This is a genomic window from Sphingomonas sp., from assembly GCF_036402235.1.
Classification (GTDB): domain Bacteria; phylum Pseudomonadota; class Alphaproteobacteria; order Sphingomonadales; family Sphingomonadaceae; genus Sphingomonas.
This window is the reverse complement of sequence record NZ_DASWTG010000089.1, coordinates 33,336-58,422: the sequence shown is the minus strand read 5'-3', so window position 1 is coordinate 58,422 and position 25,087 is coordinate 33,336. Positions and strand designations below refer to the sequence as shown.

Annotated in this window: 19 protein-coding genes and 1 pseudogene; 8 read left to right on the top strand and 12 right to left on the bottom strand. The window is 66.0% G+C overall.

Translation table 11 applies throughout. The features are described from left to right. Nucleotides 1-58: 58 nt before the first annotated feature. On the top strand, nt 59-811 hold the full coding sequence (locus VGD28_RS18025; protein ID WP_331029739.1) for a response regulator transcription factor: 753 nt from the start codon (nt 59-61) through the stop codon (nt 809-811). Between the two features lie 358 nt (nt 812-1,169). Here the strand turns inward: VGD28_RS18025 and VGD28_RS18020 are convergent. Further along, a pseudogene (locus VGD28_RS18020) lies at nt 1,170-2,015 on the bottom strand (oligosaccharide flippase family protein); the annotation flags it as partial. Between the two features lie 353 nt (nt 2,016-2,368). Here VGD28_RS18020 and VGD28_RS18015 point away from each other — a divergent pair. The 4 genes from VGD28_RS18015 (at nt 2,369) to VGD28_RS18000 (ending at nt 8,766) form a co-directional block, all read left to right on the top strand. After that, nucleotides 2,369-4,618, top strand: a complete 2,250-nt coding sequence (locus VGD28_RS18015) for a polysaccharide biosynthesis tyrosine autokinase (RefSeq protein WP_331029738.1) — start codon at nt 2,369-2,371, stop codon at nt 4,616-4,618. Between the two features lie 124 nt (nt 4,619-4,742). Next, nucleotides 4,743-5,381 (top strand): response regulator transcription factor, encoded by a 639-nt coding sequence (locus tag VGD28_RS18010; protein WP_331029737.1) that lies wholly within the window; start codon nt 4,743-4,745, stop codon nt 5,379-5,381. 310 nt (nt 5,382-5,691) lie between these two features. After that, nucleotides 5,692-7,716 carry a hypothetical protein gene (locus VGD28_RS18005; RefSeq protein WP_331029736.1) on the top strand — a complete coding sequence of 675 codons (2,025 nt, stop codon included), beginning with the start codon at nt 5,692-5,694 and terminating at the stop codon, nt 7,714-7,716. Between the two features lie 246 nt (nt 7,717-7,962). Next, entirely contained in the window at nt 7,963-8,766 is an 804-nt protein-coding gene (locus tag VGD28_RS18000; protein ID WP_331029735.1) for a Crp/Fnr family transcriptional regulator, read from the top strand. On the opposite strand, the gene VGD28_RS17995 is transcribed toward VGD28_RS18000, so the two are convergent. Then, nucleotides 8,759-9,820, bottom strand: a complete 1,062-nt coding sequence (locus tag VGD28_RS17995) for an NAD-dependent epimerase/dehydratase family protein (protein ID WP_331029734.1) — start codon at nt 9,818-9,820, stop codon at nt 8,759-8,761. The genes VGD28_RS18000 and VGD28_RS17995 overlap by 8 nt on opposite strands. A gap of 321 nt (nt 9,821-10,141) precedes the next feature. On the opposite strand from VGD28_RS17995, the gene cysD reads away from it, so the two are divergent. Beyond that, nucleotides 10,142-11,062 carry a sulfate adenylyltransferase subunit CysD gene (gene cysD, locus VGD28_RS17990; RefSeq protein WP_331029733.1) on the top strand — a complete coding sequence of 307 codons (921 nt, stop codon included), beginning with the start codon at nt 10,142-10,144 and terminating at the stop codon, nt 11,060-11,062. After that, nucleotides 11,062-12,942 (top strand): sulfate adenylyltransferase subunit CysN, encoded by a 1,881-nt coding sequence (cysN, locus tag VGD28_RS17985; protein ID WP_331029732.1) that lies wholly within the window; start codon nt 11,062-11,064, stop codon nt 12,940-12,942. The genes cysD and cysN overlap by 1 nt, the downstream gene beginning before the upstream one ends. Before the next feature lie 4 nt (nt 12,943-12,946). Here cysN and VGD28_RS17980 read toward each other — a convergent pair whose 3' ends face one another. From VGD28_RS17980 to VGD28_RS17970, 3 genes are all read right to left on the bottom strand, one after another. Then, nucleotides 12,947-13,570, bottom strand: a complete 624-nt coding sequence (locus VGD28_RS17980; RefSeq protein WP_331029731.1) for a response regulator transcription factor — start codon at nt 13,568-13,570, stop codon at nt 12,947-12,949. Continuing rightward, the gene (locus tag VGD28_RS17975) at nt 13,567-15,441 is read right to left on the bottom strand and encodes a PAS domain S-box protein (protein WP_331029730.1); all 1,875 of its coding nucleotides are present in this window, start codon (nt 15,439-15,441) and stop codon (nt 13,567-13,569) included. The genes VGD28_RS17980 and VGD28_RS17975 overlap by 4 nt, the downstream gene beginning before the upstream one ends. Before the next feature lie 186 nt (nt 15,442-15,627). Further along, complete coding sequence (locus VGD28_RS17970) at nt 15,628-16,011, bottom strand: response regulator (RefSeq protein ID WP_331029729.1); 384 nt, start codon at nt 16,009-16,011, stop codon at nt 15,628-15,630. A gap of 620 nt (nt 16,012-16,631) precedes the next feature. On the opposite strand from VGD28_RS17970, the gene VGD28_RS17965 reads away from it, so the two are divergent. Continuing rightward, on the top strand, nt 16,632-18,626 hold the full coding sequence (locus VGD28_RS17965) for a hypothetical protein (protein ID WP_331029728.1): 1,995 nt from the start codon (nt 16,632-16,634) through the stop codon (nt 18,624-18,626). 46 nt (nt 18,627-18,672) lie between these two features. Here VGD28_RS17965 and VGD28_RS17960 read toward each other — a convergent pair whose 3' ends face one another. From VGD28_RS17960 to VGD28_RS17930, 7 genes are read right to left on the bottom strand one after another with little or no spacing between them, the layout of a single operon-like run. Next, nucleotides 18,673-20,349 (bottom strand): GMC family oxidoreductase, encoded by a 1,677-nt coding sequence (locus VGD28_RS17960; protein WP_331029727.1) that lies wholly within the window; start codon nt 20,347-20,349, stop codon nt 18,673-18,675. A 20-nt stretch (nt 20,350-20,369) separates the two neighbouring features. Continuing rightward, a complete protein-coding gene (locus VGD28_RS17955; RefSeq protein ID WP_331029726.1) occupies nt 20,370-21,197 on the bottom strand; it encodes a sugar phosphate isomerase/epimerase in 828 nt (275 codons plus the stop codon). Beyond that, on the bottom strand, nt 21,194-21,757 hold the full coding sequence (locus tag VGD28_RS17950; protein ID WP_331029725.1) for a gluconate 2-dehydrogenase subunit 3 family protein: 564 nt from the start codon (nt 21,755-21,757) through the stop codon (nt 21,194-21,196). Before VGD28_RS17950 ends, VGD28_RS17955 begins: the two co-directional genes overlap by 4 nt. Further along, the gene (locus VGD28_RS17945) at nt 21,754-22,575 is read right to left on the bottom strand and encodes a DUF1080 domain-containing protein (RefSeq protein ID WP_331029724.1); all 822 of its coding nucleotides are present in this window, start codon (nt 22,573-22,575) and stop codon (nt 21,754-21,756) included. Before VGD28_RS17945 ends, VGD28_RS17950 begins: the two co-directional genes overlap by 4 nt. Then, on the bottom strand, nt 22,572-23,489 hold the full coding sequence (locus tag VGD28_RS17940; RefSeq protein WP_331029723.1) for a hydroxypyruvate isomerase family protein: 918 nt from the start codon (nt 23,487-23,489) through the stop codon (nt 22,572-22,574). The genes VGD28_RS17945 and VGD28_RS17940 overlap by 4 nt, the downstream gene beginning before the upstream one ends. Further along, nucleotides 23,486-23,875, bottom strand: coding sequence for a c-type cytochrome (locus VGD28_RS17935; RefSeq protein WP_331029722.1), 390 nt, complete (start codon nt 23,873-23,875; stop codon nt 23,486-23,488). The genes VGD28_RS17940 and VGD28_RS17935 overlap by 4 nt, the downstream gene beginning before the upstream one ends. Nucleotides 23,876-23,920: 45 nt before the next feature. Continuing rightward, nucleotides 23,921-25,087 carry a Gfo/Idh/MocA family oxidoreductase gene (locus tag VGD28_RS17930; RefSeq protein WP_331029721.1) on the bottom strand — a complete coding sequence of 389 codons (1,167 nt, stop codon included), beginning with the start codon at nt 25,085-25,087 and terminating at the stop codon, nt 23,921-23,923.

Sequence of the window (25,087 nt, the reverse complement as noted above, 5' to 3'; positions counted from 1 at the left end):
CGTCCGAAAGGTCGAGAAGAAATCGACTACCAAAAGGTTCAGCCGGAGGAGGCCTATGTTGAGCGAGCCCATTCACGTCAATATCATTGGCAGGAACGAAATTGTCCGGGAAGGACTCAAACGCATCCTTGCCGATCAGGATTTCTACGTAGATTGCGCCGTATCCTGCGTCGACGACCTGGACACGAAGAACGGGTCGTCCGTCGTTATCGTCGACGTGAATGACATCGATGAAGGTCTGTGCGTATGCGCGGACGTGCGCGAGCGCTGCCCCACATCACGCATTGTGATCATGACCGATGGATACAGCATGGAGGATGTCTCCCGCGCGTTCGCGACCGGGGATGTCGACGGATATCTCGTGAAGGAGATTTCGTGCGATCCGCTGGCGGGTGCCCTGCGCCTGACCGCGCTCGGGGAGAAGGTCCTGCCCTCGCAAATCGCCAGTTCGCTCGCGAGCGGGCCGGCGTCCGCGATGTCGCGCTGCTGGGATACCGGCGCCAGCGGAACCAACCTGTCCGCGCGCGAAGTGGATATCCTGCGATGCCTGGTGGACGGCGAGCCGAACAAGGTCATCTCGCGCCGCCTGAACATCGCCGATGCGACGGTCAAGGTTCACATCAAGGCGATCCTGCGCAAGCTGCGGGTCCGCAATCGTACGCAGGCGGCGATCTGGGCGGTCAGTCGCGGGCTGGCGGCCGACGCACCGGCGGATCCGAATCCGCTTCCCGCTCTGCGGCCATCGCTGCCCGTTCCCGGCGCATTGCCGCCGCAAAGAGCGCCAGACATGCAGCTAGCCAGAGCAAGTTGAAGACGATGTGCGCGATCCCGGCGCCGCTCACGCCCAGCGCCGGGATCGCCACATAGAGCGTGGCGAAGAAGGCAATGCCCGCCACGATCGCGACGCCGAGGACCTTCGGTTGCAGGCCCATCGTCATCAGCGCCGGCCGCAATGCACTGCCCCCCAGGAACAACAGCGCCGCGATCGACTGAACGATCAGCGGCCCTTGCGCATCCTCGAACTCGGGGCCTGCAATCAACCGGATGGCGATGTCGCCAGCGAAGACCGCGCCGATGACGAACGCGATGCCGACGCCGAGCGTCAGCAGTTCGATTTGCCGGATCGCCGTCGCGAAACCGCGAAGATCGCGCCGCACCCACAGCCGCGCAAGATCGGGAAAGACGACCTGCTGCAGCATCGCACCGGCCTTCATCGCAGCCAGCGTGAACTTGCGCACCAGCTGATAGATGCCGGCGCCGATCGGGCCGGCGACAGCGCCGACCGCCAGAATATCGAGTTCCTGCGTGCTCTTGCGCACCAGCACCGTGCCGTTGGCGGACAGGATGAACGCCCATATCCCTTCAAAGGGACGCGCGCGCGCGCGCAGGCCGGGATGCAGCCGGATCCGATATCCGCGGCGGCGAAGCTCACGCCACGCCATCACCGCCAGCGCCGCGCGCTGCAGACAGGGCACCGCGATCGCGATCGCCAGCAATTCCCAGATCGAGCCGCCGAGAGCCCATGTCAGGGTCACGGCAACCAGCCGCAGCACCGCGAGTGCGGGATCGACCCAGGCGATGACGGCAAAGCGCTCGAACAGGCGAAGGACGCCCGTCGGCGTGGACGAAATGCCGAATGCGACCGCGATGGCGTAGAATCCGGCCATTGCGCGCGCCTCGCCGCCCCAGCCGATCCAGTCCCCGACCAGCGGGATCGCCAGCAACGCGATCGCGCCGGCCGCCAGCGCGCCGACGATGTCGAGCGCGATCCCGAACCCCACCAGCTCGGACAAGCGCTCCTTGTCGTCCGCTTCGAGCGCGGCAGCGCCATAGCGGACCACGGCCTGCCAGGTCTCAAGGCGAATGACCTGATCCATGAACCGCCCATAGGCTTCGACCATGGCGAGCAGGCCGAGCAGCGCCGGGCCCAGCATATGCGCCATCAGCGCCAGCGTCACCATGCCGATCCCGATTGCCACGGCGTTGCCGGAGGCGAGATGCGCGATCTGCCGCAAGGTCCAGGCAATGCGCGAGCGCCCCGCGCCCCCATTCGCCTCCGCCAGTCGTGCGGCTTCCCGGCCCCCGCAATCGATGTCGCGATCATATTCGGGATGGGATGCCTGGGACCGCAAGATTCTCGCTCACCTTGATATCGGTCGCGGGTCTGCCGTTCGCAGAAAGTGATTTCTAGGCGAGCAAGCGGGATAGCCCCACTGGGGTAGTTCACGTCATCCCGGCGAGACCGGGCATGAACTTCCCGCGCCGGCGCATACCCGCAATCGCCCGGTTTCCCCCTTCTGATCAATATCCGCGGATCACAGGCGGCCTAAGCTCATCCGAAGGGCCGCGGTGCCGGGGAGTCGAGCCGATGAATATGCAGGAACGCGCGTTGATGGAGATGCGGCCGTCGGAAATCGCGGTGCCGCAGCACGCGTCGGGTGTCGATTTTCTGCGCGTCCTGCGCCGGCATCAGGGGCGGCTGATCGTCACATTCCTGGTCGTGCTCGCGCTGGCGGCGCTGGCACTGGCATTCATCGAGCCGCGTTATCAGGCGACCGCGGTGATGCGCGTGGACGTCGAGGAGACGGGGCTGCGGGCGGAGGAGGAAACCGCCGCCTCGATCCGCGACGCGGAGCTCCGGCGCGAGCACCAGATCGAGACCCAGATCCAGCTGCTCCAGTCGCGTCCCGTGGCCCGGCAGGTGGTGCGCGACCTCGCGCTGCATGACGATGCCGAGTTCAACCCCGACGCCAACCCCGACAAGAAGACAGGCTGGGACCGTTTCCTCGATCGCCTGCGGTTCTGGAAGGACAGCGAGGTGAAGGCAGATCGATCGCCCGCCGGAACCGTCTCGCCGCAGCTCGTCGAGCGCACCACTGATCGGCTGCTCGAGGTCCTCGATGTCGCGCAGGACGGCCAGTCCAGCTTCATCGACGTGACCGTGACGTCGCGGCATCCCGACAAGGCCGCGCTGATCGCGAACAAGGTCACGCGCGTCTATGTCAAGACCCAGATCGAGGAACGCCAGGCCGCGATCCGGCGGCGCATCCAGACGCTGGGCGAGCGCGTCGACGAACTGCGCGGCCAGCTCGTTTCCACCGAGCAGTCGATCGCATCCTATCGCCGCTCGCGCGGCCTCGACGCCGGCGCGGGCAGCCAGGCCGACGCGGCGCAGATGGCGCGCGCCGCGGCAGAGCTTGCCGCGATCCGGGGGCAACGCGCCGAAAGCGAGCGGCGCAGCGGGTCGGCGGGCCAGATCATGTCTCCGCTGCTTGCGGACCTGCGCAGCCAGCAGGCGACGGCGCAGCGCCGGCTCGGCGAGCTGACGACGCTCTACGGCAACGCACACCCCGACGTCCGCAAGGCACGCGCCGAACTCACCCAGCTCGAAGGCAGCATCAGCCGGGAGTCCGGGCGGGTCGGCGCGCAGCTGGCGAACGAGGCCTCCGCGCAGCGCTCGCGCGAGGCGCAGCTGGCGGGCGACCTGGCATCGCTCCGCAGCCGCTCGCTCGCCGACATCGTCGAGGGCGTGCCGCTCGCCGATCTCGAGCGCAACGCGCAGGCGACGCAGACGGTCTATCTCGCGCTGCTCGGACGGTTGAAGGAGATCACGCGCAACGAGAAGAACGTCAGGGCCGACGCGGCGATCGCATCGCCCGCGCTCGAGCCGACGCAGCCGAGCTTCCCGCGGCGCGCCCAGATCATGGTCGCCGCCGCCGCCGCGGCGCTCATCTTCGGGATGATCATCGTCATGCTGAGCGAAGCGCTCGACACGCAGGTGCGCAGCGCCGCGCAAGTCTGGGCGATCACCGGGCTGGCGACCCTCGGCATGATACCGGAACTCAGGAAGGGGCGCCGCCGGATCCCGACTCATCTGCGCGTGATCGGCAAGCCCTATTCGGTGTTCGCCGAAGCGGTCCGGTCGATCGAGACGCGGCTGGGCCGCAACGCGGCGCGCGCGACGGGCAATGTGGTGCTCGTCACCTCGCCGCTTCCCGACGAAGGCAAGACGAGCGTGTCGATCGGCCTCGCAGCGGCAGCGGTCGCGCGCGGACGCCGCGCCATCGTCGCCGATTTCGACTTGCGCCGGCCGGGCCTTGACGGCCTGATCGACGACACCTCGGACAAGAAGGACCTGCTCGACTATATCCGCGGCGAGGCGGAGATCGACGAGATCATCTTCTCCAGCCGATCGGCGCCGGCGGTGCATGGCGTGAAGGCCAACCGGCCGGCAACGGATCCGGGCGCAGCAATCGCATCGCCGCGCGTCGAAACATTGTTCGCCATCCTCCGCGAGCGCTACGACCTTGTCGTCGTCAATACCCCGCCCGTCCTCGCGGTAAGCGACGCGCAGCAACTGGCGCGCTTCGCGGAACAGAGTCTGCTGGTCCTGCGGTGGGGCCGCACGACGCCGGATCTGCTGCGGTCGGCCCTCCTCCAGTTCGGGGAAACGCTGACCGGCGTCGTCTTCAACCGGGTGCGCTATCGCAAGCATGCCCGGTTCAACTACGGCGACAGCATCCAACAGTATCACCGCTATGCGCGCGATGATCAGCCCTATGCCTTGCTGCGCCATCCGCTCCTGCGGCTGCGCGGCCGCCGTTCGGAGCTGGCCTGAAACGGATCATTCGCGCGATGGCCAGTCGAACAGCAAGAACATCCCATGACGAGGCAAGCCGTTGACCGCTAACCTGCGCGCGATAGGCGGGGGACGGAACCACGGCAGGAGCAGTTCCGACGAATTGCACCTGCTGGTGATCGACCCCCGATCCCTGACCCGGGACTGCCTGGTGGCGGCTCTGGAGAATGCGCGGGGCGTTGCGTCGGTCGTCGCTGCCCGGAGCATCGAGGAAGCGGCGGCGATCCTGGCGCGAATCGACGGCCGCACGGCGGCGCTGCTCAACCTCGCTTCCGACGCATTCGATCACCCCTCCCTTTCGCGAATGATCGCCCCGCTGCAGGAGCGCGCGCCGGGCAGCATCCTGATCCTCACGACGCATATCGATGCCGAGCACGCGCGCACCGCCTTGCGCCTGGGGATTGCCGGCCTGCTGAGCACCGAAATGTCGTTCGATCTGACGGTCGATGCGATCCGGATCGTCAGCCGCGGCTGGATCACCTATCCCCGCTCGGTGCTCGACCCCGAGGTCATCGAAGCGATGACCCGATCGGCAGGCACGCACCGCAGCCACGACGCGATGCTCACCGGACGCCAGCGCCAGGTTCTGGACGGCCTGTCCCGGGGAATGACCAATCGGCAGATCGCGACGAGCCTGATGGTCACCGAGCGCACGGTGAAAGCGCATGTGAAGGAGCTCATGCGCCGCCTCGGTGCGAGCAACCGGACACAGGTGGTCGCGATCGCGAGCGCTCTCCATTAGGTAAGCGGCGAATCCGAACCTGTACTTACGGGGTCAATCTCGCACTATACTGTACTAAAGCACATGAACTTTAGTACATTATAATCTATCCATCTAATCAATTTGAGCCAAACGGAGAGGAATCCGCGCCCAGATTCATTTTTTCTAAATCAGATTTGTAGTAGGCGACCATCATAGGCCACGAATTATTTAATTATTTAGATATTAACCAAAGTTCACGCCTTGGAAATGGTCGCATATAATTGATTGAATACTATAAGTATTCAAGTCACGCGACCATGCCCGATGTCAATTAAAAGGGTCGCGAGCAATGGATCTCATGTCGAAGCGCGGGGCGGGAGTGGCCGTAGCGATCACCGCCGTCGCACTGGCTTCTACCGTCGTCGTCACGGCTCGCGCCAATCCGGTCAAGGTCGGGGCCGCGATTGAGCTGACCGGAAAGTATCGCGTCATGGGCAGCGATCTTCAAACCGGTGCCGGCATGCAACAGGCTGGCGCCACGGGCACCGTCGTCGAAGGGCCGGTGGTGCGTCTGGGCAAGCGGTGGTGGCGGGTCGATTTCGGCCAGGGCGTCGACGGCTGGGTGAACGAAGCGGTTCTGCGGACGACCGGTGTGATCGTGATCACCCCGCCCAGCCCGACGCCCACGCCCACCCCGCTGCCTCCAGTCATGCCGGCCCCCACGCCGCCGCCATCGGCGGGCGTGGCCGGGGCCTTCGCGAACCCCGATAATGGCGCGATCCCCGATCGGGCGCGCCACCCCCTCGCCTTTCCCACCGCGACCGGCTTTGGCAAGCACACCAGCGTCCGCAGCCCCAATGCGGTCGTGTACAAGATCAACACGCTGGACGATGTCGCCAATCCGGGCGACGGCAAGATCAGCTATCGGGAATGCGCGCTCGCGCTGCCGGTGACGAGCCCCTACAACATTCCGGCCAATCGCCCGCGCTACTGCGTCTTCGACGTCGCCGGGGCGATCGTGCTGCAATCGTCGGCGTTCATTACCCAGCCGCAGATCTACATCGCGGGGCAGACATCCCCCGGCGGGATCGAGTTTCGGCTCGGGGCCCAGTATAATCCGGTGGATTCGCTGATCGACACACGCCACGGCGGCAGCAACATGATCCTGCGCCATGTGCGCACGCGCACCGGCCCGCATCTGGGCCGCACATCGGAGAATGGCGACCCGATCCGCATGTCCGGCACGCGCAACCAGATCATCGACCATGTATCGACCATGTTCGGGACCGACGAGAGCCTCGACATGGCGTGCATCGACTGCACGGTGCAATGGTCGATCATCGGGCCGAACATCTGCCGCAATGCCGGGCATACCTCGTCCCTGCATTGCAAGACCTTCTTCCTGAAGCCCGCGTCGCGCGTGACGATCGCGCACAACCTCTCGCAGCATGGCGAGCAGCGCGGGATCAACATCGCCGTCGGAACCAACCCGGCGACGGCCGGCGCCACCGGCCAGGTCGATGTGGTCAACAACGTCCTCTACAACTTCATCGCGGAGGCCGGGCTGGTCTCGAACCAGTTCGGCAGCGTCTATGCCAACTATGTCAATAACGCCTACCTCCGCGGGCCGCGCTACAATGCCAGCGACGGCAACTATCTGATCGGCCTCTATGGAAACGGCGCCCGTTTCCCGTTCGGCTTCAACATCCACGCCACCGGGAACGTCACGCCGCGCACCCGGATCGCCGGCCAGTTCGGATCGACCGCCACGGATCCGTACCAGAACGCCGCAGGCTTCATCGCGCATGTGAGCGCAAGCTCGATCTGCGGCCTGACGAGCAGCGGCGCGCAGGATTGCAGCCGCACCGGCCTCGCCACGGTGCAGAACGCCGCCTATGCGCTGATGCCCGGCCTCGCTGCGCCGACGTTCGATCCGGCCCGCGTCGTCTCGGCCGAGCAGGCGTTTCGCGACGTGCTCACCTTCGCCGGCGCCGACCTGTGCCGCGACGGGGCATGCCGCGACAATGTGGACCAGATGTATGTCGAGGACGTCCGCAGTTGCGACACCGCGCCCTATCTGTTCGCGTCGAACTGGCCGTCGACGGTCGCCGAGGCCGGCGGCTGGGCGCAGATCACGCCGGGCAGCGCCAAGCGCGACAGCGACAATGACGGCATGCCGGACGATTGGGAAAGCCGGTTCACCAACACCAATCCCAATGTCTGGGACGCAAATGCCGACGCGGACGGGGACGGCTATCCGAACATCGAGGAGTATCTGAATGCGCTCGCCCAGGATGACGCCCGATATTACGGCATGGCGGGCTTCGGGACGGGGCGCGTGCCGGCATATAACTGCGCAAGGCCGATGTTCTGACGCACGCTGAGCAGCACTCGCTCGCGGATGCCGCAGAGCGCCTTGTCCATGCAACCATGCGCGCTCAACCGCCTTGCAGGGCATGCACCCGGCACCGGACCGGCCCAGCGGATCGTGGGGCGAATAGGACGCAAGAGCAAGAAGGATAGTACGGAGTAGTACTTATTAACAGATTGGTAACATTCGCTAAAACCACGATCTTTGGCGTGATCGCCCCGCTAGGGTGATTCTGTTTCGAAGGTGGTCGTGCTCAACCCGCTCTTCACCAAGCTCGATTGCAAGATGCCGCTGGCGCCGGAGGAACGGACAGCGCTTGCCGGGCTGGTCCAGAGCAGGGCGCGTCGTCTGCCCGCACGGCAGGATCTGTACGTCGAAGGCGATGCGACATCGCCGATCCGCATCATCCTGGATGGTTGGGCGTGCCGGTACGATCAGTTCGCCGATGGCCGCAGGCAGATCGTCGAGCTGTTCTTGCCCGGCGACATCATGGGTCAGGATTGCCTGTTCGCCGAGCGGCAGGATCATTCCGCCTGCTCGATCTCGGCGCTCTCCTACGCGCTGATCTCGCGGAGCGAGCTCGACGCGGTGGTCCAGCAATTTCCAGCGCTCGGGCAAGCGCTGCTGTGGGATTCCTCGGTCGCCGCGGCGATCCACCGGCAATGGATCCGCTCGCTCGGGCGGTTGAGCGCGACGCAGCGGATCGCGCATCTATTCTGTGAGCTGCTCTATCGCTCCGCCCGCGCCGGCCTCGCCCGCGGCGCGACATTCGATATGCCGATGGGGCAACGCGATCTCGGCGATGCCAGGGGCCTCAGCACCGTGCAGGTCAATCGAACGGTGCAGTTGCTGCGATCGGCGGGATTACTGGAATGGCGGCGCCGCGTCGTGGAGATCGTCGATCTCCCGCGTCTGACCCGGATCGCGATGTTCAGGCCGCAATATCTCGAACTTGGGCAGGTCAGCGAGCAACTCGAAGCGCAGTCGATTCCGCACCCGGAGATCACCCCGCAGCCACCGCCCGACGATCGCGATCTGCCGCTGTTCAGATAGTGGCGACAAGCGGCGCGGCGGCCGATTGCGCATCCGCTGCGAACACGTCGTTATATGCGCAATACCAGTCCACAAAGGCGGCAACCCCCTCTGCGACTCCGGTGTTCGGAACATAGTCGGTCAGCGCGCGCAGCAGCGATGGATCGGCGCGCGTAAGGGGCACGTCCCCCGGCTGCATCGGCAGCATGTTCAGCCGAGCGGGCTTCCCGACACAGGTTTCGACGATGCGGATGAATTCCATGAGCTCGACCGGACGCCCGCCGGCGATGTTCACGGTCCGATAGGGAGCGATCGGCGAAAGGCTGTCGATAACGCCCTTTTCCACGATCCGCATTCCCTGCACCGGCACGGCACCGATCAGCCGGACGATCGCTTCGACCAGATCCTCGACATAGGTGAAGTCCCGCGCCATCCGGCCGTTGCCATAGACGTCGATCGGCCGGCCGGCGAGAATGGCGCTGGTGAATTTGAACAGCGCCATGTCCGGACGCCCCCACGGGCCATAGACGGTAAAGAAGCGGAACATGGTGCTCGGAATGGCGAAGAGATGCGCATAGGCATGCGCCATCGCCTCCATGCCTTTCTTGGTCGCGGCATAGAGGCTCATGGGAAAGTCGGCACGGTCGGTTTCCCCGAACGGAATCTTCTCGTTCGCCCCATAGACCGACGAGGTCGACGCCATCAGCAGGTGCTTCGGCCGGAACATCCGCGCCAGCTCGAGCACAGCCCAGGATCCGGTCAGGTTGCTCGACACATAGGTCTCGGGCTCCTCGATCGAATAGCGCACCCCGGCTTGCGCCGCGAGATGCACGATCACCTCCGGCGGGCGCTTCTCGACAGCGCGCATCAGCGCATCCCGATCCTCCAACGGGGCCTCGATGAAATGGTAGCCGGGGAATGCCTGGAGGATGACATTGCGCTCACGCTTCAACGCCGGGTCATAGTAATCGGTGAGTGCATCATAGCCGACCACCTGATGCCCCTCCGCCAGCAACCGCCGTGCGAGGTGGAAGCCGATGAAGCCGGCGCTGCCCGTGATCAGGAATTGAGTCATTCCATCGCCTCCGATTGCGGCTCGATCTCTGTCGATGCGTAGCGGATCGCGCTCCTCGCGTGCGGGCGCATTGGAGGGTGTGCCTGACCCTTACTGATGATCGTGCCGCGGCGGAAAGCACCGCGCACGGACGCGTGACGCCCTGCTGCGGCGCGACGCCGTCCCCTGCATATCCGGGCGGCGGTTTCCGTGCGTCGCGAGAGCTCGGTCACTACTTCCGGACTACCCAACCTTCGTCACCCGCTCATCGGGCTTTGCAATTCTCAGCGCCACCCGGACCGGCCATTCTGACATGAGATCCGACCCAGCAACGGAAACGCTATGCGCCCCACGCCACCGCTTTCGCCGACGCTCTCGCATCTGGAGCGGCTCGAAGCCGAGAGCATCCATATCATCCGCGAGGTGGTCGCCCAGGCCGAGCGCCCGGTCATGCTGTATTCGGCGGGCAAGGATTCAGCGGTCATGCTTCATCTGGCCTGCAAGGCCTTCTACCCCGCCCCGCCGCCTTTCCCCCTCCTGCACGTCGACACCACCTGGAAGTTCCGGGCGATGTACGACTACCGGGACCGCGCCGCGGCCGGCGCGGGCATGAAGCTGATCGTGCACCGCAACCCGGAGGCGATCGCGCGGGGGATCAATCCGTTCGATCATGGCGACCTCCACACCGAGATATGGAAGACCCGGGGACTGAAGCAGGCGCTCGACGCGCATGGCTTCGACGCGGCCCTGGGCGGCGCCCGGCGCGACGAGGAAAAGAGCCGTGCCAAGGAGCGGATCTTCAGCTTTCGCGATGGGGATCACCGGTGGAATCCGCGCGACCAGCGCCCCGAGCTGTGGCGGCTCTACAATGCCAGGATCGGCAAGGGGCAGAGCCTGCGCGTGTTCCCGCTCTCCAACTGGACCGAGCTGGACGTCTGGCAATATATCCAGGCGGAGCGCATCGACATCGTATCGCTTTATTTCGCGGCGCGCCGGCCGACCGTCGTCCGCGACGGCCTGTTGCTGATGGTCGATGACGATCGCTTCCCCCTCGCGCCGGACGAAGTGCCGGTCGAGCGGTCGATCCGCTTCCGCACGCTGGGCTGCTACCCGCTCACCGGCGCGGTCGAGAGCGATGCGGCAACGCTGGCGGACCTGATCCAGGAGACCATGCTGGCGACGACGAGCGAACGCCAGGGCCGCGCCATCGACCGCGAAGGCGATGCGAGCATGGAGCACAAGAAGCGGGAAGGATATTTCTGATGGCCGAGCCCTATCGGGTGATCGCCTCGAACCTCGAGGATTGCCTCGCCCAGCGCCAAGAACGCTCGCTGTTGCGCTTCCTGACCTGCGGGTCGGTGGACGACGGCAAGTCCACGCTGATCGGCCGCCTGCTCTACGATGCCAAGCTCCTGCTCGAGGACCAGCTCGCCAGCCTCGAAGCGGAGCCGGGCGCCAAGCAGGGCAGGATCGACTTCGCGCTGCTGGTCGACGGCCTCGCCGCCGAGCGCGAGCAGGGCATCACGATCGACGTCGCCTATCGCTTCTTCGCGACCGAGAAGCGCAAGTTCATCGTCGCCGACACGCCCGGACACGAGCAGTATACCCGCAACATGGTCACCGGCGCGTCGACCGCCGACCTTGCCGTGATCCTGATCGACGCGCGCAAGGGCGTGCTGACGCAAACGCGGCGGCACAGCCATATCGTCCACCTGCTCGGCATCCGTCACATCGTGCTGGCGGTGAACAAGATGGACTTGGTCGGCTACGAACAGGGCGCGTTCGATGCGATCGTGAAGGACTATGCCGATTTCGCGCGGCGGATCGGCATTGCCGGCTTCACCGCCATTCCCATCTCCGGGCGCAACGGCGACAATATCGCGGTCCGGTCGAATGCCATGCCATGGTATTCCGGCCGCACGCTGATCGAGCATCTCGAGACCGTCGAAGTCGATGTCGAGGCCGACGCCGCGAAGCCCTTCCGCATGCCGGTGCAGTGGGTCAATCGCGCCAATCAGGATTTTCGGGGTCTGGCCGGGATGATTCCGACAGGGATCGTCCGGCCGGGCGATCGCGTGCGCATTCTCCCTTCCGGGCGGACGACCAGCATCGCGCGGATCGTGACGCTGGACGGCGACCTGGCGCTGGCCCGCGCCGGCCAGTCGGTGACGATCACGCTGGCGGACGACATCGATTGCGCGCGCGGCGACGTCATCGCCGCCGCCGATACGCCTCCACAGGTTTCCGACCAGTTCGAAGCCTCGCTCGTCTGGATGGACGAGGCTCCCCTGCTGCCGGGCCGCCGCTATCTGCTGCAAACGGCGACCACGCTCGTCGGCGCGACGGTGACCCAGATCAAGCACAGGATAGACCTGGAGACGCTCGGCAACGCGCGCGCACGCACCCTTGCCTGCAACCATATCGCAGTGGTCACGCTGCGGCTGGAGCGCGCTATCCCCTTTGCCCCCTATGCCGAATGCCGAACGCTCGGGAGCTTCATCCTGATCGATCGCGCAAGCCATCGCACCCTGGCGGGGGGAACGCTGCTCTTCTCGCTGCGCCGCGCCGACAATGTTCACTGGCAGCCGCTGGAGGTCCACCGCGAGCAGCGCGCCGCGATGAAGGCACAGGCGCCTCGCGTGCTGTGGTTCACGGGCGTTTCCGGGGCGGGCAAGTCGACCATCGCCAATCTGGTCGAGAAGAAGCTGCACGCGCTCGGCTATCACACCTTCCTGCTGGACGGGGACAATATCCGGCACCGGCTGAACGGCGATCTGGGCTTCACCGACGCCGACCGCGTCGAGAATATCCGCCGCGTGGGAGAGGTCGCCGCGCTGATGGCCGATGCCGGGCTGATCGTCCTCGCCGCGTTCATCTCCCCTTTCCGCGCGGAGCGCGAGATGGTGCGCGCAATGGTGCCGGAGGGCGAGTTCGTGGAGATCTTCGTCGATACCCCGCTCGCCGAGGCGGAGACCCGCGACGTGAAAGGCCTCTATCAGAAGGCACGGCGCGGCGAGCTCGCCAACTTCACCGGCATCGACAGCCCCTACGAGGCTCCGCTGGCACCCGAGCTGCGGGTGGATACGACGCGCTGCTCCGCGGACGAGGCCGCCGACCGGATTCTCGCCAAGCTGTTCGCGTGAGCGATCAGGCGCGGGTCTCGCCCATGCCCGCCGCGAAGGCGATGCGCAGCGCGCCGGACAGGCTGCGGGTCTGCAGCTTGGCCATGATGTTGGCGCGGTGAACCTCGACGGTGCGCGGCGAGATGCCGAGATGATAGGCGATCGTCTTGTTCGGATAGCCCTGCGCAAGCCCTTCGAGCACCTCGCGCTCGCGCTCGCTGAGCACGCCGATCACCGCCTCGGCATCGGCCGCACGCTCCATGACCCTGTTTTCTGCGGCAAGCCGCGCGAACGCCCGGCGGATCGCGTCCTCGAGCGCATCGGTCTCGAAGGGCTTTTCGAGAAAATCCACGGCGCCCGCCTTCATCGCTTTCACCGCCATGGCGATATCGCCATGGCCGGTCAGCATGATCACCGGCATCGTCACGCCACGCGCGTTGAGCGCCTGCTGGACCTCCAGCCCATCCATTTCGGGCATCCCGATATCGAGCAGGACGCAACCATTTTCGACATGGCGCACTTCCTTGAGGAACCCGGCGCCTGAATCCCATGTGCGCACGGCATAGCCGGACGTCGCAAGAAAGAAGCTTGCGCCGCGGCGAACGCTCTCCTCGTCGTCGATGACGTGAACCAGCTGTCGGTCAGTCATTCGGGCATCTCCTTGTCGGCGCGGATCAGCGTGAAGTGGAAGCATGCGCCGCCTTCAGGGCGCGGCTCCATCCAGATGCGCCCCCCATTTGCCTCGATGATCGTCCGGCAGATCGAGAGGCCGAGGCCCAGGCCATCGCGCTTGGTGCTGTTGAAGGCGCGAAACAGGTTCTCCGCGATGGCCGGCGCGACCCCCGGCCCGGTGTCGGCCACGGTCACGCGCAGGAAGCCGTCCTCCGCCGGCCTGCTCGATACAGTGAGCAGGCGCACTTGCGACTGGCTCATCGCCTCCATCGCGTTGCGCATCAGGTTGATGAGCACCTGCTGCACCTGGATCTTGTCGACTAGCACCTGGCGCATCGTCCGGTCGAGTTCAAACCGAGCCCGGATGCCTTTCTCGCGCGCGTCGATCAGGGCGAGCTTCGAGGCTTCATCGACCAGCCTGACCACATCCACGACCGATTTCTCGATTTCGCCCCGCGCGACGAATTCGCGCAGGCGGCGGATGATCGCTCCGGCACGCAGCGCCTCCTCATAGGCGCCGTCCAGCCCGCTCTCGATCATGGCCTGATCGTTCGCCTCCCCATCACGCAACAGATTGCGGACCCCGCGGACGAAGGTGGCGACTGCCGTGATCGGCTGGTTCAGCTCATGCGCCAGGGTCGAGGCCATGGTTCCCATCACGCTGACCCGCCCCGCATGGACGAGGTCGGAGCGCAGCTCGTTGACGCGCTGCTCGGCCGCCTGCTTCTCGGTCAGGTCGCGGATGAAGCCGGTGAACACGCGCGCGCCGTCCGAGATCGCCTCGCCAACGGCAAGCTCGATCGGAAACACGGTGCCGTCGCGCCGTTGCCCGGTGACGGTCCTGCCAATGCCGATGACGCGCTTCTCGCCGGTGACGATGTGGCGCCGGATATAGTCGCCATGGCGCTCGGCCTCGTGCGGCGGCATCAGGCAGCTGACGTCCAGCCCGATGGCCTCGGCCTCGGTGAATCCGAACAGCCGCTCGGCGGCGGCGCTGAACCAGAGGATCTTGCCGCCTTCGTTGATGACGACCATCGCGTCGGGAACCGTGGCGAGGATCGAGCGGAGATGCGACGCGCTTGCCGCAAGCTTCTGTTCGGCAGCACGCTGCTCGGTCACATCGCGGATGACCTCGCCAAAGCCCTTGAGCTTGCCTCGCTTGTCGTGCAGCGCGGTGAGCGTGACGTGCGCAAGGAACTCCGAGCCGTTCTTGCGGACGCGCCAGTCTTCCTTCTCGAGCCGCCCGTCCGCGCGGGCGCGGGCAAGGTCGAGCCGGGGGAGGCCCGCTATGCCCGTCGCCTCGGGATAGAATAGTCCGACATGCTGGCCCACGATCTCCGCCTCGTTCCAGCCCATCAGGCGTTCGGCCGCCTTGTTCCAGATCGTCACATTGCCATCGGGGTCGAGCATATAGATGCCGTAGCCGCTCGCGCCGTCGATCAGCAGGTTGAGCTCCTCGGCGAGCTCGTCGGCGCGCGCGGCGCGCAGTTCGGCCCTCCGCTCGGCATCCTTGGCCTCGCGATGAAGCGAACGGACATGCCCCGTGATCCAGATGATCAGGCCCGACGCGATCGCGAAGGCGAACAGGGTCGGCGACCAGAGCGGGCCGGAAAACCAGCCCACGGCCCGTACGGCAACGACCGAGAGCAAGGCAGAGACGATTGCCGGCCCGCGCCCGGCGAAAGCGCCCGTGGCAAGAACAGCAACGCCGAAGAACAGATAATATCCGCGCCCCGGGACCCAGGGGTCGAAGCTCAGGCGCACGAGTGCGGCTGCGGCCACGGCAACGATCGCCAATCCGTAGCCGAACCAGATACGATCGCTGATGGACTTCCCTTCAGCTTTCATGCGGCCCCCGCCGGACGGTGGGGTGCCGGCACGGTCAATGGCCGCGCCTGCGCCGGTTCACTGTCCAGCACCCACCCCATAACATATGTCCGATGACCGGCAAATTCCGTGACGCAGCCACGCTGTCCCGTAATCGGCCATCCAGGCGAGAACCCATGCAAGTCGCTGGCATTGGCGGGATCACCCTTATCCGTCATCCCCGCGCAGCGCCTCGATCAGGCTGGCGTCGGGAAACGGTTTCAGCAGGATCGCCGCAAATCCGGCGCGAAGCGCAGAGCGGCGCAGGCCTTGCGAATAGGAACCGGTGATCAGGACCGCGCGTCCTTTCCATCCATGCGCCCGGAGGAGGGTCAACGCCTCCATCCCATCCGTCTCGGGCAGGATATAGTCGATGACGAGGTGACTAGCGGTGATCGCCAGCGGATCCGCGAGCGCGCGCGCCGCCCGCGAAAAGGCGTGGACCTGATATCCTTGCCCCGTCAGCAGCAGCTGCAGGCTGCGCCGCAGGGCATCGTTGCCTTCGACTAGCAGGAGACGCGGCGCGGAGGGGCGCCGGGCGGTTGCGTTCATACGGCGTCACGCCTTCACTTGCTCGAGCATATGGCTTCCGCGCATTCCCGAATCGGCCGGGCGGACGCCGGCGGGCGATTGGAAGAGAGCCGGTCGTCCGCCTGGATTCATCTGTGCTGCTCCGGTGGCGGCAGGGCCAGCATCGGCGCAGGGGACGCGCGCAGCGTGGTCGGGATGCCCGGACCTCGCACCTCCCCCTTTGCTGACCACTGCGATCGCGGCCTCAATCTAGGGATCGATTCCCGCCGCGCGACTGGGAATAGTACGTAACGGCCCGCACCAACATCTCGCGAGGTCGTTCCGGCCGTCTGTCGAAAAGGGCGGTCTGGCGTGAATTGGATGCGAATCGGATCCTTCAAGACCGGCAGGCACGCTTTCACCCGAACTTGCATGTCAGAGAGCAAATCCCGGAAATTCCTAGTGGAAAGGCCTCGCTTCGCTCGGGCGCCGGCCTACGCGCTCCGGCGGTGCGGACACCATCCTGTCCGTTTGGCCAGCTAGTCCCCCCCGCCTGCGCCACTAGAAGCAAATCCAGTCTGGGGCCTTGGAGAGTTGTGGGTAAATCAATGGCACGATCCGACCTGCAACGGGATCGGCCCGTTCGCTTGCAAGGGGCACTGGTGCTCGCCTTGCTTCTCGGCGGCTGCGACGGCGGAAGTGGCGGCAGCGGCAGCACCGGCGGAGTCGTGACCCCTGCGCCGACCCCTGTCCCTACCCCCTCGCCGACGGCGACCGTCACCTTGACCGCTTCGCCAGCCACGGTTGCCTCCGGCGGATCCACCACGCTCAGCTGGACCAGCTCGGCCGGAGCGAGCGCCTGCACCGCCAGCGGCGGCGCGACGTTCAGCGGTGCCCAGCCGACCAGCGGAAGCGTCACGGTCAATCCGGGCGCGACCACCAACTATGTGCTGAGCTGCACGTTCGGCTCGGGCGCGGTCGCAGCGTCGGCCACCGTGACGGTGCAGGGCTCGCCGCCGGCCGCCGGAGCCGCCGCAGCCTTTGCCAATCCGGACAATGGCGCGATCCCGGACCGCGGCCTGCACCCCCTCGCCTTCCCCACGGCGATCGGCTTTGGCCGCAGCACATCGGTGCGTGCGGCCAATGCCGTCGTGTACAAGATCGATACGCTCGACGATGTCGCCAATCCCAATGACGGCAAGATCAGCTATCGCGAATGCGCGCTCGCGCTCGCCGTCAACACGCCCTACGCGATCCCCGCCGGGCGCCCGCGCTATTGCGTGTTCGACGTGGCGGGCGCGATCATCCTGCAATCGCCCGCGCAGATCACCGTCCCCAAGATCTACATCGCCGGCCAGACTTCGCCGGGCGGGATCGAGTTCCGGCTCGGCGCCAACTACAATCCCGTCGATTCGCTGATCGACACGCGGCGCGGCGGCGATCACATGATCCTGCGTCATGTCCGCACGCGCCTCGGCGAGCACCCCGGGCGCTCGTCGGACAATGGCGATCCGATCCGGCTGCAGGACACCAGCTTCCAGATCATCGACCATGTCTCGACCATGTTCGGCACCGACGAGAGCCTCGATACCGCCTGCAATAACTGTACGGTGCAGTGGTCGATCATAGGCCCCAACATCTGCCTCAACGCCGGGCACAGCTCGTCGCTGCACTGCAAGACTTTCTTCCTGAAACCCGCCAACAACGTGACCATCGCGCACAACCTGTCGCAGCATGGCGAGCAGCGCGGGATCAATGCCGCGGTGGGCACCAATCCGCCGGCCGCGGGCAACACCGGCCAGACCGACATCTTCAACAATGTGCTCTATCACTTCATCGCGGAGAGCGGGCTGCTCTCCAACCAGTTCGGCAGCGTCCATGCCAACTATATCGGCAATGTGAGCCTGCGTGGCCCGCGCTACAATGCGAGCGACGGCAACTATTTGATCGGCCTCTACACGCCGGGCGGCGCATTGAACTTCGGCTTCAACGTCTATGCGCGCGATAATGTGACGCCGCGCACGCGCATCGCCGGCCAGTTCGGATCGACCGTGACCGATCCCTTCGTCAACGCCGCGGGATTCATCACGCATGTCGTGCCGTCGACGATCTGCGCGGTGAACGCGGCGGGGGTCGCGGATTGTTCGCGCACCGGGCTCGATGTGGTGCAGAACAGCAGTTATGCGCTCGCGCCGGGGCGGTCGCTGATGTTCGATCCTGCCGCGATCACCACGCCTGAGCAGGCGATGCGCGACGTGATGGCCTATGCGGGGGCAGACCTCTGCCGCGACGGCGCGTGCCGCGACAATGTCGACGCGCTCTATATCGACGACCTGCGCACCTGCGATAGCGCGCCCTATCTGTTCGCGTCGAGCTGGGCCTCGACCGTGGCGCAGTCGGGCGGCTGGGCGAACCTGACGCAGGGAGCCGGCAAGGCCGACAGCGACAATGACGGCATGCCCGACGATTGGGAGCGCCGCTTCACCAACACCAATCCCAATGTCTGGGACGCCAATGCGGACGCCGATGGCGACGGCTATCCCAATATCGAGGAGTATCTGAACGCGCTGGCGCAGGACGATGTGCGCTATGCCGGCTTTGTCGGGTCGGGCACCGGCCGGGTGCCCGCCTATAATTGCGGCCGGCCGATGTATTGAGCGCCGGGCGATAACATCAAAAGCGCATCATCGCCCGGCTGCATGTTCAGGCACTTCGCAACTGCTTCACCGCATGATCGGCCGCCCGCACGGTCAGCGCCATGAAGGTGAGCGACGGGTTCACGCAGGACACGGATGCCATCTGCGCGCCGTCGGTCACGTACAGGTTGGAGGCGTCGTGCGCCTGGCTCCAGCGATTGAGCACCGACGCGCGCGGGTCGGAGCCCATGCGTGCGCCGCCCATCTCGTGGATGGCGTCGCCCGGCACATGCTCGCGCTGCGAGCTGGTGACGTTGCGCAGACCCGCGGCCTTGAGCATCGCCTCTCCCTGCGCCCGCGCATCCGCCATCATCCGAAGCTCATTCTCGCGGAAGCGGACGTCGAAGCGCATCAGCGGCACGCCGAAGCGGTCGACCTTGTCCGCGTGGAGCGAGACGCTGTTGTCGCGATAGGGAAGGCATTCGCCGAATGCGCCGATGTGAAACCGCCACGGCGCGTACTGCCGCATGCCGTGCTTCATCGACGCGCCGAAGCCGACGGGTGAAGCGGGAGGGCGATGGGCGCCGCCCTGATAGCCGTAGCCGCGCTTGAAGCCGACATCCTCGTCGCGGCCGACATTCCGGAAGCGCGGGATGTAGATACCGCCCGGGCGGCGGCCATATTCGATATATTCGGTCATGCCCGGAATCTCGCCCTCGATTCCGACGCGGAAGATGTGATCCATCACATATTTGCCGAGCGTCCCGCTGGAATCGAAATGGCTGCGGCCGCCACCCTCGGGACGCGAGTTCATCAGGATCTGCGTCGAGGCCATCGCCGATGCGCACAGGAAGACGAGGTCGGCATTGACCACCTCTGCCTGACGGGTCTTGGCATCGATGAAGCGGACGCCGGTCACGCGCTTTTTCACCGGATCATATTCAAGGTTGGTGACGACCGCGTCCGACCGCAGTGTCAGCCGCCCGGTCGCGCGCGCGGCAGGGAGCGTCACCGCCTGAGTCGAGAAATAGGCGCCGAACGCGCAGCCATTGCCGCATTGGGCGCGGAACTGGCACTTGGTACGGTTCTGATCGGGCTTGTCTTCGGTGATGTTGGACAGGCGCGCGTTGATGAGCTTGCGGCCGGGAAATTGCGCCTCGAGCCGCTGTTTGACCCATTTCTCCGCGATGTTCATCGGGACCGGCGGCTGGAACTCGCTGTCGGGAAGCTCAGTCAGATTCTCGCGCGAGCCGGAAACGCCGATATACTTCTCGACATAGCTGTACCACGGCGCGAGGTCGTCATAGCGGATCGGCCAGTCGCCATCGATGCCCTCGCGCTTGTTGGCCTCGAAGTCGTCGGGGCTCCAGCGGAAGCTCCAGCGCCCCCAGATCAGCGATTTGCCGCCGACCGCGCCGGGGCGGATCCAGTAGAATTTGCTGCCTTCGTCAAAGGCATAGGGGTTCAGCCGGTCGTCATTGTAGAAGCGGCGGTTGCTCGGCGAGACATAACCGTGCTTCGCGATGAAATAATCGCTGTCCGTCAACGGCTTGGGCATCATGTTGCGCGCCGGGACCTCATAGGCCGGCTTGCCGTCATAGGGATAGTCCTCGCCATGCTCGACCATCACGCCGCGATCGAGCATGAGGACGCGCAGGCCCTTTTCGGTGAGCTCTTTCGCCGCGAAGCCGCCGCTGACGCCCGACCCGATGACGATTGCATCGAACCTGTTGGTCGAAGCCATAATCTCTTTCTCCTGTCCGGTCAGAAGCGCAGCGCGCGCAGCGTCTGAAAGCTCGTGGTGACGTCGGGAAGGTAGGGCGCGGGCGCCTGATCGTTCTCGACATAGAAATGGCGGACGCCGGCGCCGCCCTTCCGCTTGAACAGCGCGGCAAAATCGATGGTGCCCCGACCCACCGCGACCATGCCGCCATCGGCGCGCATGTCCTTGACGTGATAGGCGTAGAGCCGGCTCGACAGCCGGTCGATCAGCGCACCCGCATCCTCACCGGCTTTCACCGCCCAGAAAAGGTCCAGCTCGATCTTCACGAGCGCGGGGTCGGTCTCCTTGAGCAGCTGGTCGAACAGGCTGACGCCGCCCGGCTTCTCGGTGAACTCGAAGTCATGGTTGTGATAGGCGAAGCCGAGCCCAGCCTTCTTGAGCTGCGCGCCGAAGCGGCCGATATTCGGCAGTGCTGTCTGCCACGCCGCGCCGGTGCGATGTTCGGCCGTCATATAGGGCAGCACGATCGTGTCGGCGCCGAGCGTCCTAGCGAGAGTCACTTGCCGATCGAACTGATTGAGCAGCGCGTCATAGCCGACATGGATCGACGGCGCCTTCAGGCCCAGCCGGTCGAGCGCCTTGCGCAACATGACGGGGTCCATGGCGTCATATCCGCCGCCGCCGAACTCGACCTCGCGATAGCCGATGGCCGCAACCTGCTCGAGCGTCTTGACCGGATCCTTCGCGAAGATCTCACGCAGCGTATAGAGCTGCAAGCCGATCGGCCTGCGCGAGGCCGCGCCGGCCGGGAAACAGGCAAGGGCGGCGGCACCCGTTGCGCCTGCCAACAGGGTTCTGCGTCCGATCATGAAGAGTACACCTTGTTGACCTGAGAATAGAGGAACTCGCCATTATACTCGCCCGGCACCGGGAGGTATTCGCGTTCCTGCGTCATCCCGATCTCGGACGTGTAATAGCCGGCGATGACGAGCTGGCGGAACGGCTCGAAGAAGCCCTTGGCCTCCTCTCCATTCATCGCCAGCGTCAGCAGCGCGTCCTGCTGCTCCGCGGTCGCCTTGGCGGTCGGCACGCCATAGTCGCGCATGCTGCGCGCCTCGATGGCGTCGAGCCCGGCCAGGATCGGCACGCGATCCGCCGGATAGGCCCAGTCGGCCAGCATCTTCTCGATGAAATCCGGCACCCCGGCGGCGATGGCGCCGGGCGTATCGGTCGTCGGGATGACGCGGTCGCTGAGCGCGGACATCGCTGCATGCTGAGCCGGCGTGAACACCCGGGCGCTGGGCGCGCCTTCGGAAATCACGGGGATATCCCCTCGCGGCGCGGTGCCGGCCGCCCGCGCCAGGGGCGCGAAGAGCGCGGCGCCAAACATGCTGGCCACGCCCGCAAGGGCGGTTCTGCGGTCGATCATTTTACGTCTCCAGGAAGATCCTGCGGGATCGCGGCTTCGGGCAGCGGACGCACCCAGATGTTGCGGAACGAGACTGGCGAACCGTGATCCTGCAGCTGCAGCGGCGCCGCATCGCCATGCGGCTGATAGCCGGCGACCTTGCGCCACACCGTGGTGCCGAGCATCGCCTGACGGTTCTGCACCAGCACGCCGTTGAGGAAGACGGTGACATGGGCCGGGCGCAGCAGCTTGCCGTCCGCGGCGAAGCGGGGCCGCTCGAACACGATGTCATAGCTTTGCCACTCGCCCGGCTTGCGCGCGGCGTTCACCAGCGGCGGCTTCCAGCCATAGACGGCACCGACCGTGCCGTCGGCATAGGTCGGGTTCTGATAGCCGTCGAGGATTTGCACCTCGTAGCGCTGCATGAACCAGATGCCGCTGTTGCCGCGGTCCTGCGAGCTATCCTTGGGCGGATTGGGCGAGCGAAATTCGAGATGGAGCTGCACGTCGCCAAAGCTCTGGCGCGAGACGAGATTGTTGTCGCCGCCGCCCGGCGGGCGGGGCGGCACCGTGATCGTGCCATCGGCGACGGCCCAGGGCGCCAGCTGGGCTTGCCAAGCGTCCGCCGCCAGGACGATCGCGTCGGACGGCGCGCCGCCGGGCGTCGCCGCGGGCGTGACAACCGCCGGCGCCGGCCGGTCCGCGTCATGGACGCGCCATTTGCCGTCCGGCAGCATCGGCGTGTCCTTGAAGCCCGGCTTCTCCTGCGCGATCGCGGAAATGCTCGCGATCGCGATCCCTCCTGCGATCAGGAAACCGGCCCTGCGGATGCGCGTCATGCTTCCCCTCCTTGTCGATCGATGCTGCGATAGGCAGCAATCAGGCGATCCTCGCCTGCGCGGCCCGCTATCGAATTGCCGTGCTCCATGCCGATCACGCCGGTATAGCGCTTGGCGCGGAGCCACCGGACGATGTTCGCATAGTTGATCTCGCCGGTCCCCGGCTCCTTGCGCCCGGGATTGTCGCCGAACTGAATATAGGCGATCTCGCTCCAGCAGGTCTCGAGCGTGGGGATCAGGTTCCCCGACTGGATCTGCTCATGATAAAGGTCGGCAAGGATCTTGACCGCCGGGCTGTTGACGCCCCGCGCCACGGCATAGCCCTGGGCGATCGTCTGCAAGTACACGCCAGGGTGGTTGGTGCGGGTGTTGAGCGGCTCCATCACCATCGTCAGCTTGTGCGGCGCCATGATGTCACCGGCACGCCGCATGACATCGATGATCCGCGCGGTCTGAATATCGACCGGCAGGCGCGAGTCGAGGAATCCCGGCACGACCGTCATTTCCGTTGCATTCAGCCGTTTCGCGACATCGACCGCATTGCGGATGTCGGCGAGAAAGGCGTCGCGCTGCGCGTCGTCATTGCCGCCGAGCAGTGGCCGCGATTGCGCCCATTTTGGCATGCTCGCGACGAATACGCCCATCCGCATGCCGCGCTGGGCAAGTGCCTTGGCCATCCGCTCCTGCTCATCGACCGGGCGGCCCGCCGCTTCATTGTCTTCCCACGCCCGGAAACCCTGGTCGGCGGCGAAGGCGATCTGCTCGATCCGATCCCCCCGGCTCGCGAAGCTGCCTTCGTGCGGCGCATAGGCGAGCGAGAAATGCGCTGCGTTGGACGTAGCACCGCCCGCGAGCGCGGCGGCGGGCAATGCCATGCCTCCAGCGAGCAAGCTGCGGCGCGCGATCGGCATCATTTCGCGCTCTCGGCCTTGAGAAAGGCGATGATCGCGGCGCGCTTCGCGGGATCGGGCGTACCGATCGGCATCCGCGTTCCGGGCACCTTCTTCGACGGATTGGCGAGGAAGGCGTCCAGCGTCTTCTCATCCCATTTGAGCTTCGAGCCCTTGAGCGCGGCAGAGTAGCTGACGCCGGGCACGGAAGCGGCGGGCCTGCCGATGATCCCGTAGAGATTGGGGCCGAGTCCGTTCTTGCCGCCCTTGTTGGTGGTGTGGCAGGCGCGGCACGCCGCGAACGCTGGCGGTGCCGCGGACGGCTTGCTCTGGGCAAATACAGGCGCGAACGCGGCGCCCGTTGCTGTTAGCGCTACCGCCCCCGCTGCCAGACCTGCAATAAGCTTCATTTGAACTCTCCAACCAACTTCTTGTTTTATCTCGCTATATCCGCGTTATTCGCTGCCGAACACAGTCCACTTCACGTCCGACGCCGCGTTGGCAGCAACCGTCTCGACAAAGCGCATTGTACGCAGCCCGTCGGCAAGGCCGGGGAACCAGCCCTCCGTGCCGGGCACGATGCCCGATGCGGGACCGCCACGCCGGACCGCGGCAGCAAAGGCGCGGTAGATGTTGGCAAAGGCCTCGAGATAGCCTTCTGGATGCCCCGCCGGAGTCCGCGTCAGCCCAACGGTGCGCGGGTCGAGGCCAGGGCCGCCGGTCCGCACGATCTCGGCGGGCCGGTCGAGCCAGCGCAAGGTCAGCGTGTTCGGCTCCATCTGCGACCATTCAAGCCCGCCGAGTTCGCCATAGACCCGAAGCTTGAGGCCATTCTCTTCGCCCGCCGCGACCTGACTGGCCTTGAGCACGCCGCGCGCGCCGCTCTCGAAACGCAGCAGCGCGCTGACATCATCGTCCAGCTGCCGCCCCGGCACATGCGTCGTCAGTTCGGCGCAGACCGCCTGCGTCCGCAAGCCGGAGACATGCTCGGCAAGCTGGAAGGCGTGTGTGCCGATGTCGCCCAGGCATCCGCCGATCCCCGCGCGCGCCGGATCGGTGCGCCATTCGGCCTGCTTGTTGCCATCCCGGTCGATCGGCCGGCTGAGCCAGCCCTGGAGATACTCCGCCTGCACCAGCCGGATCGCGCCGAAATCGCCGCGCGCAACCCGAGTGCGCGCCTCCTCGACCAGCGGGTAGCCGGCATAGGTGAAGGCCAGCGCGAACAGCCGCCCGCTCGCCTTCGCGGCGCGCTCGATCGCCTCGGCCTCGGCGACGCTCATCGCCATCGGCTTTTCGCAGAGCACGTGGAAGCCTGCGTCGAGCGCGGCGATCGCCACCGGCGCATGAAGATGGTTGGGGGTCACGATCGCGATCGCGTCGACCCGCTCCTCCGGCGGCAGCGCGCGTTCGCCTTCCACCAGTTCCTCGAACGTTGCGTAGACGCGCGCCGGATCTAGCCCGAGCGCTTCGCCGGTCCGCGCATTGCGTCCGGCATCGGTGCTGAACGCGCCGGCGGTCATCCGCCACTCGCCGTCGATCGCCGCGGCGATGCGATGGACCGCGCCGATGAACGCGCCCTCGCCGCCGCCCACCATGCCGAGCCGAAGAGGCTGTCGCGCCAT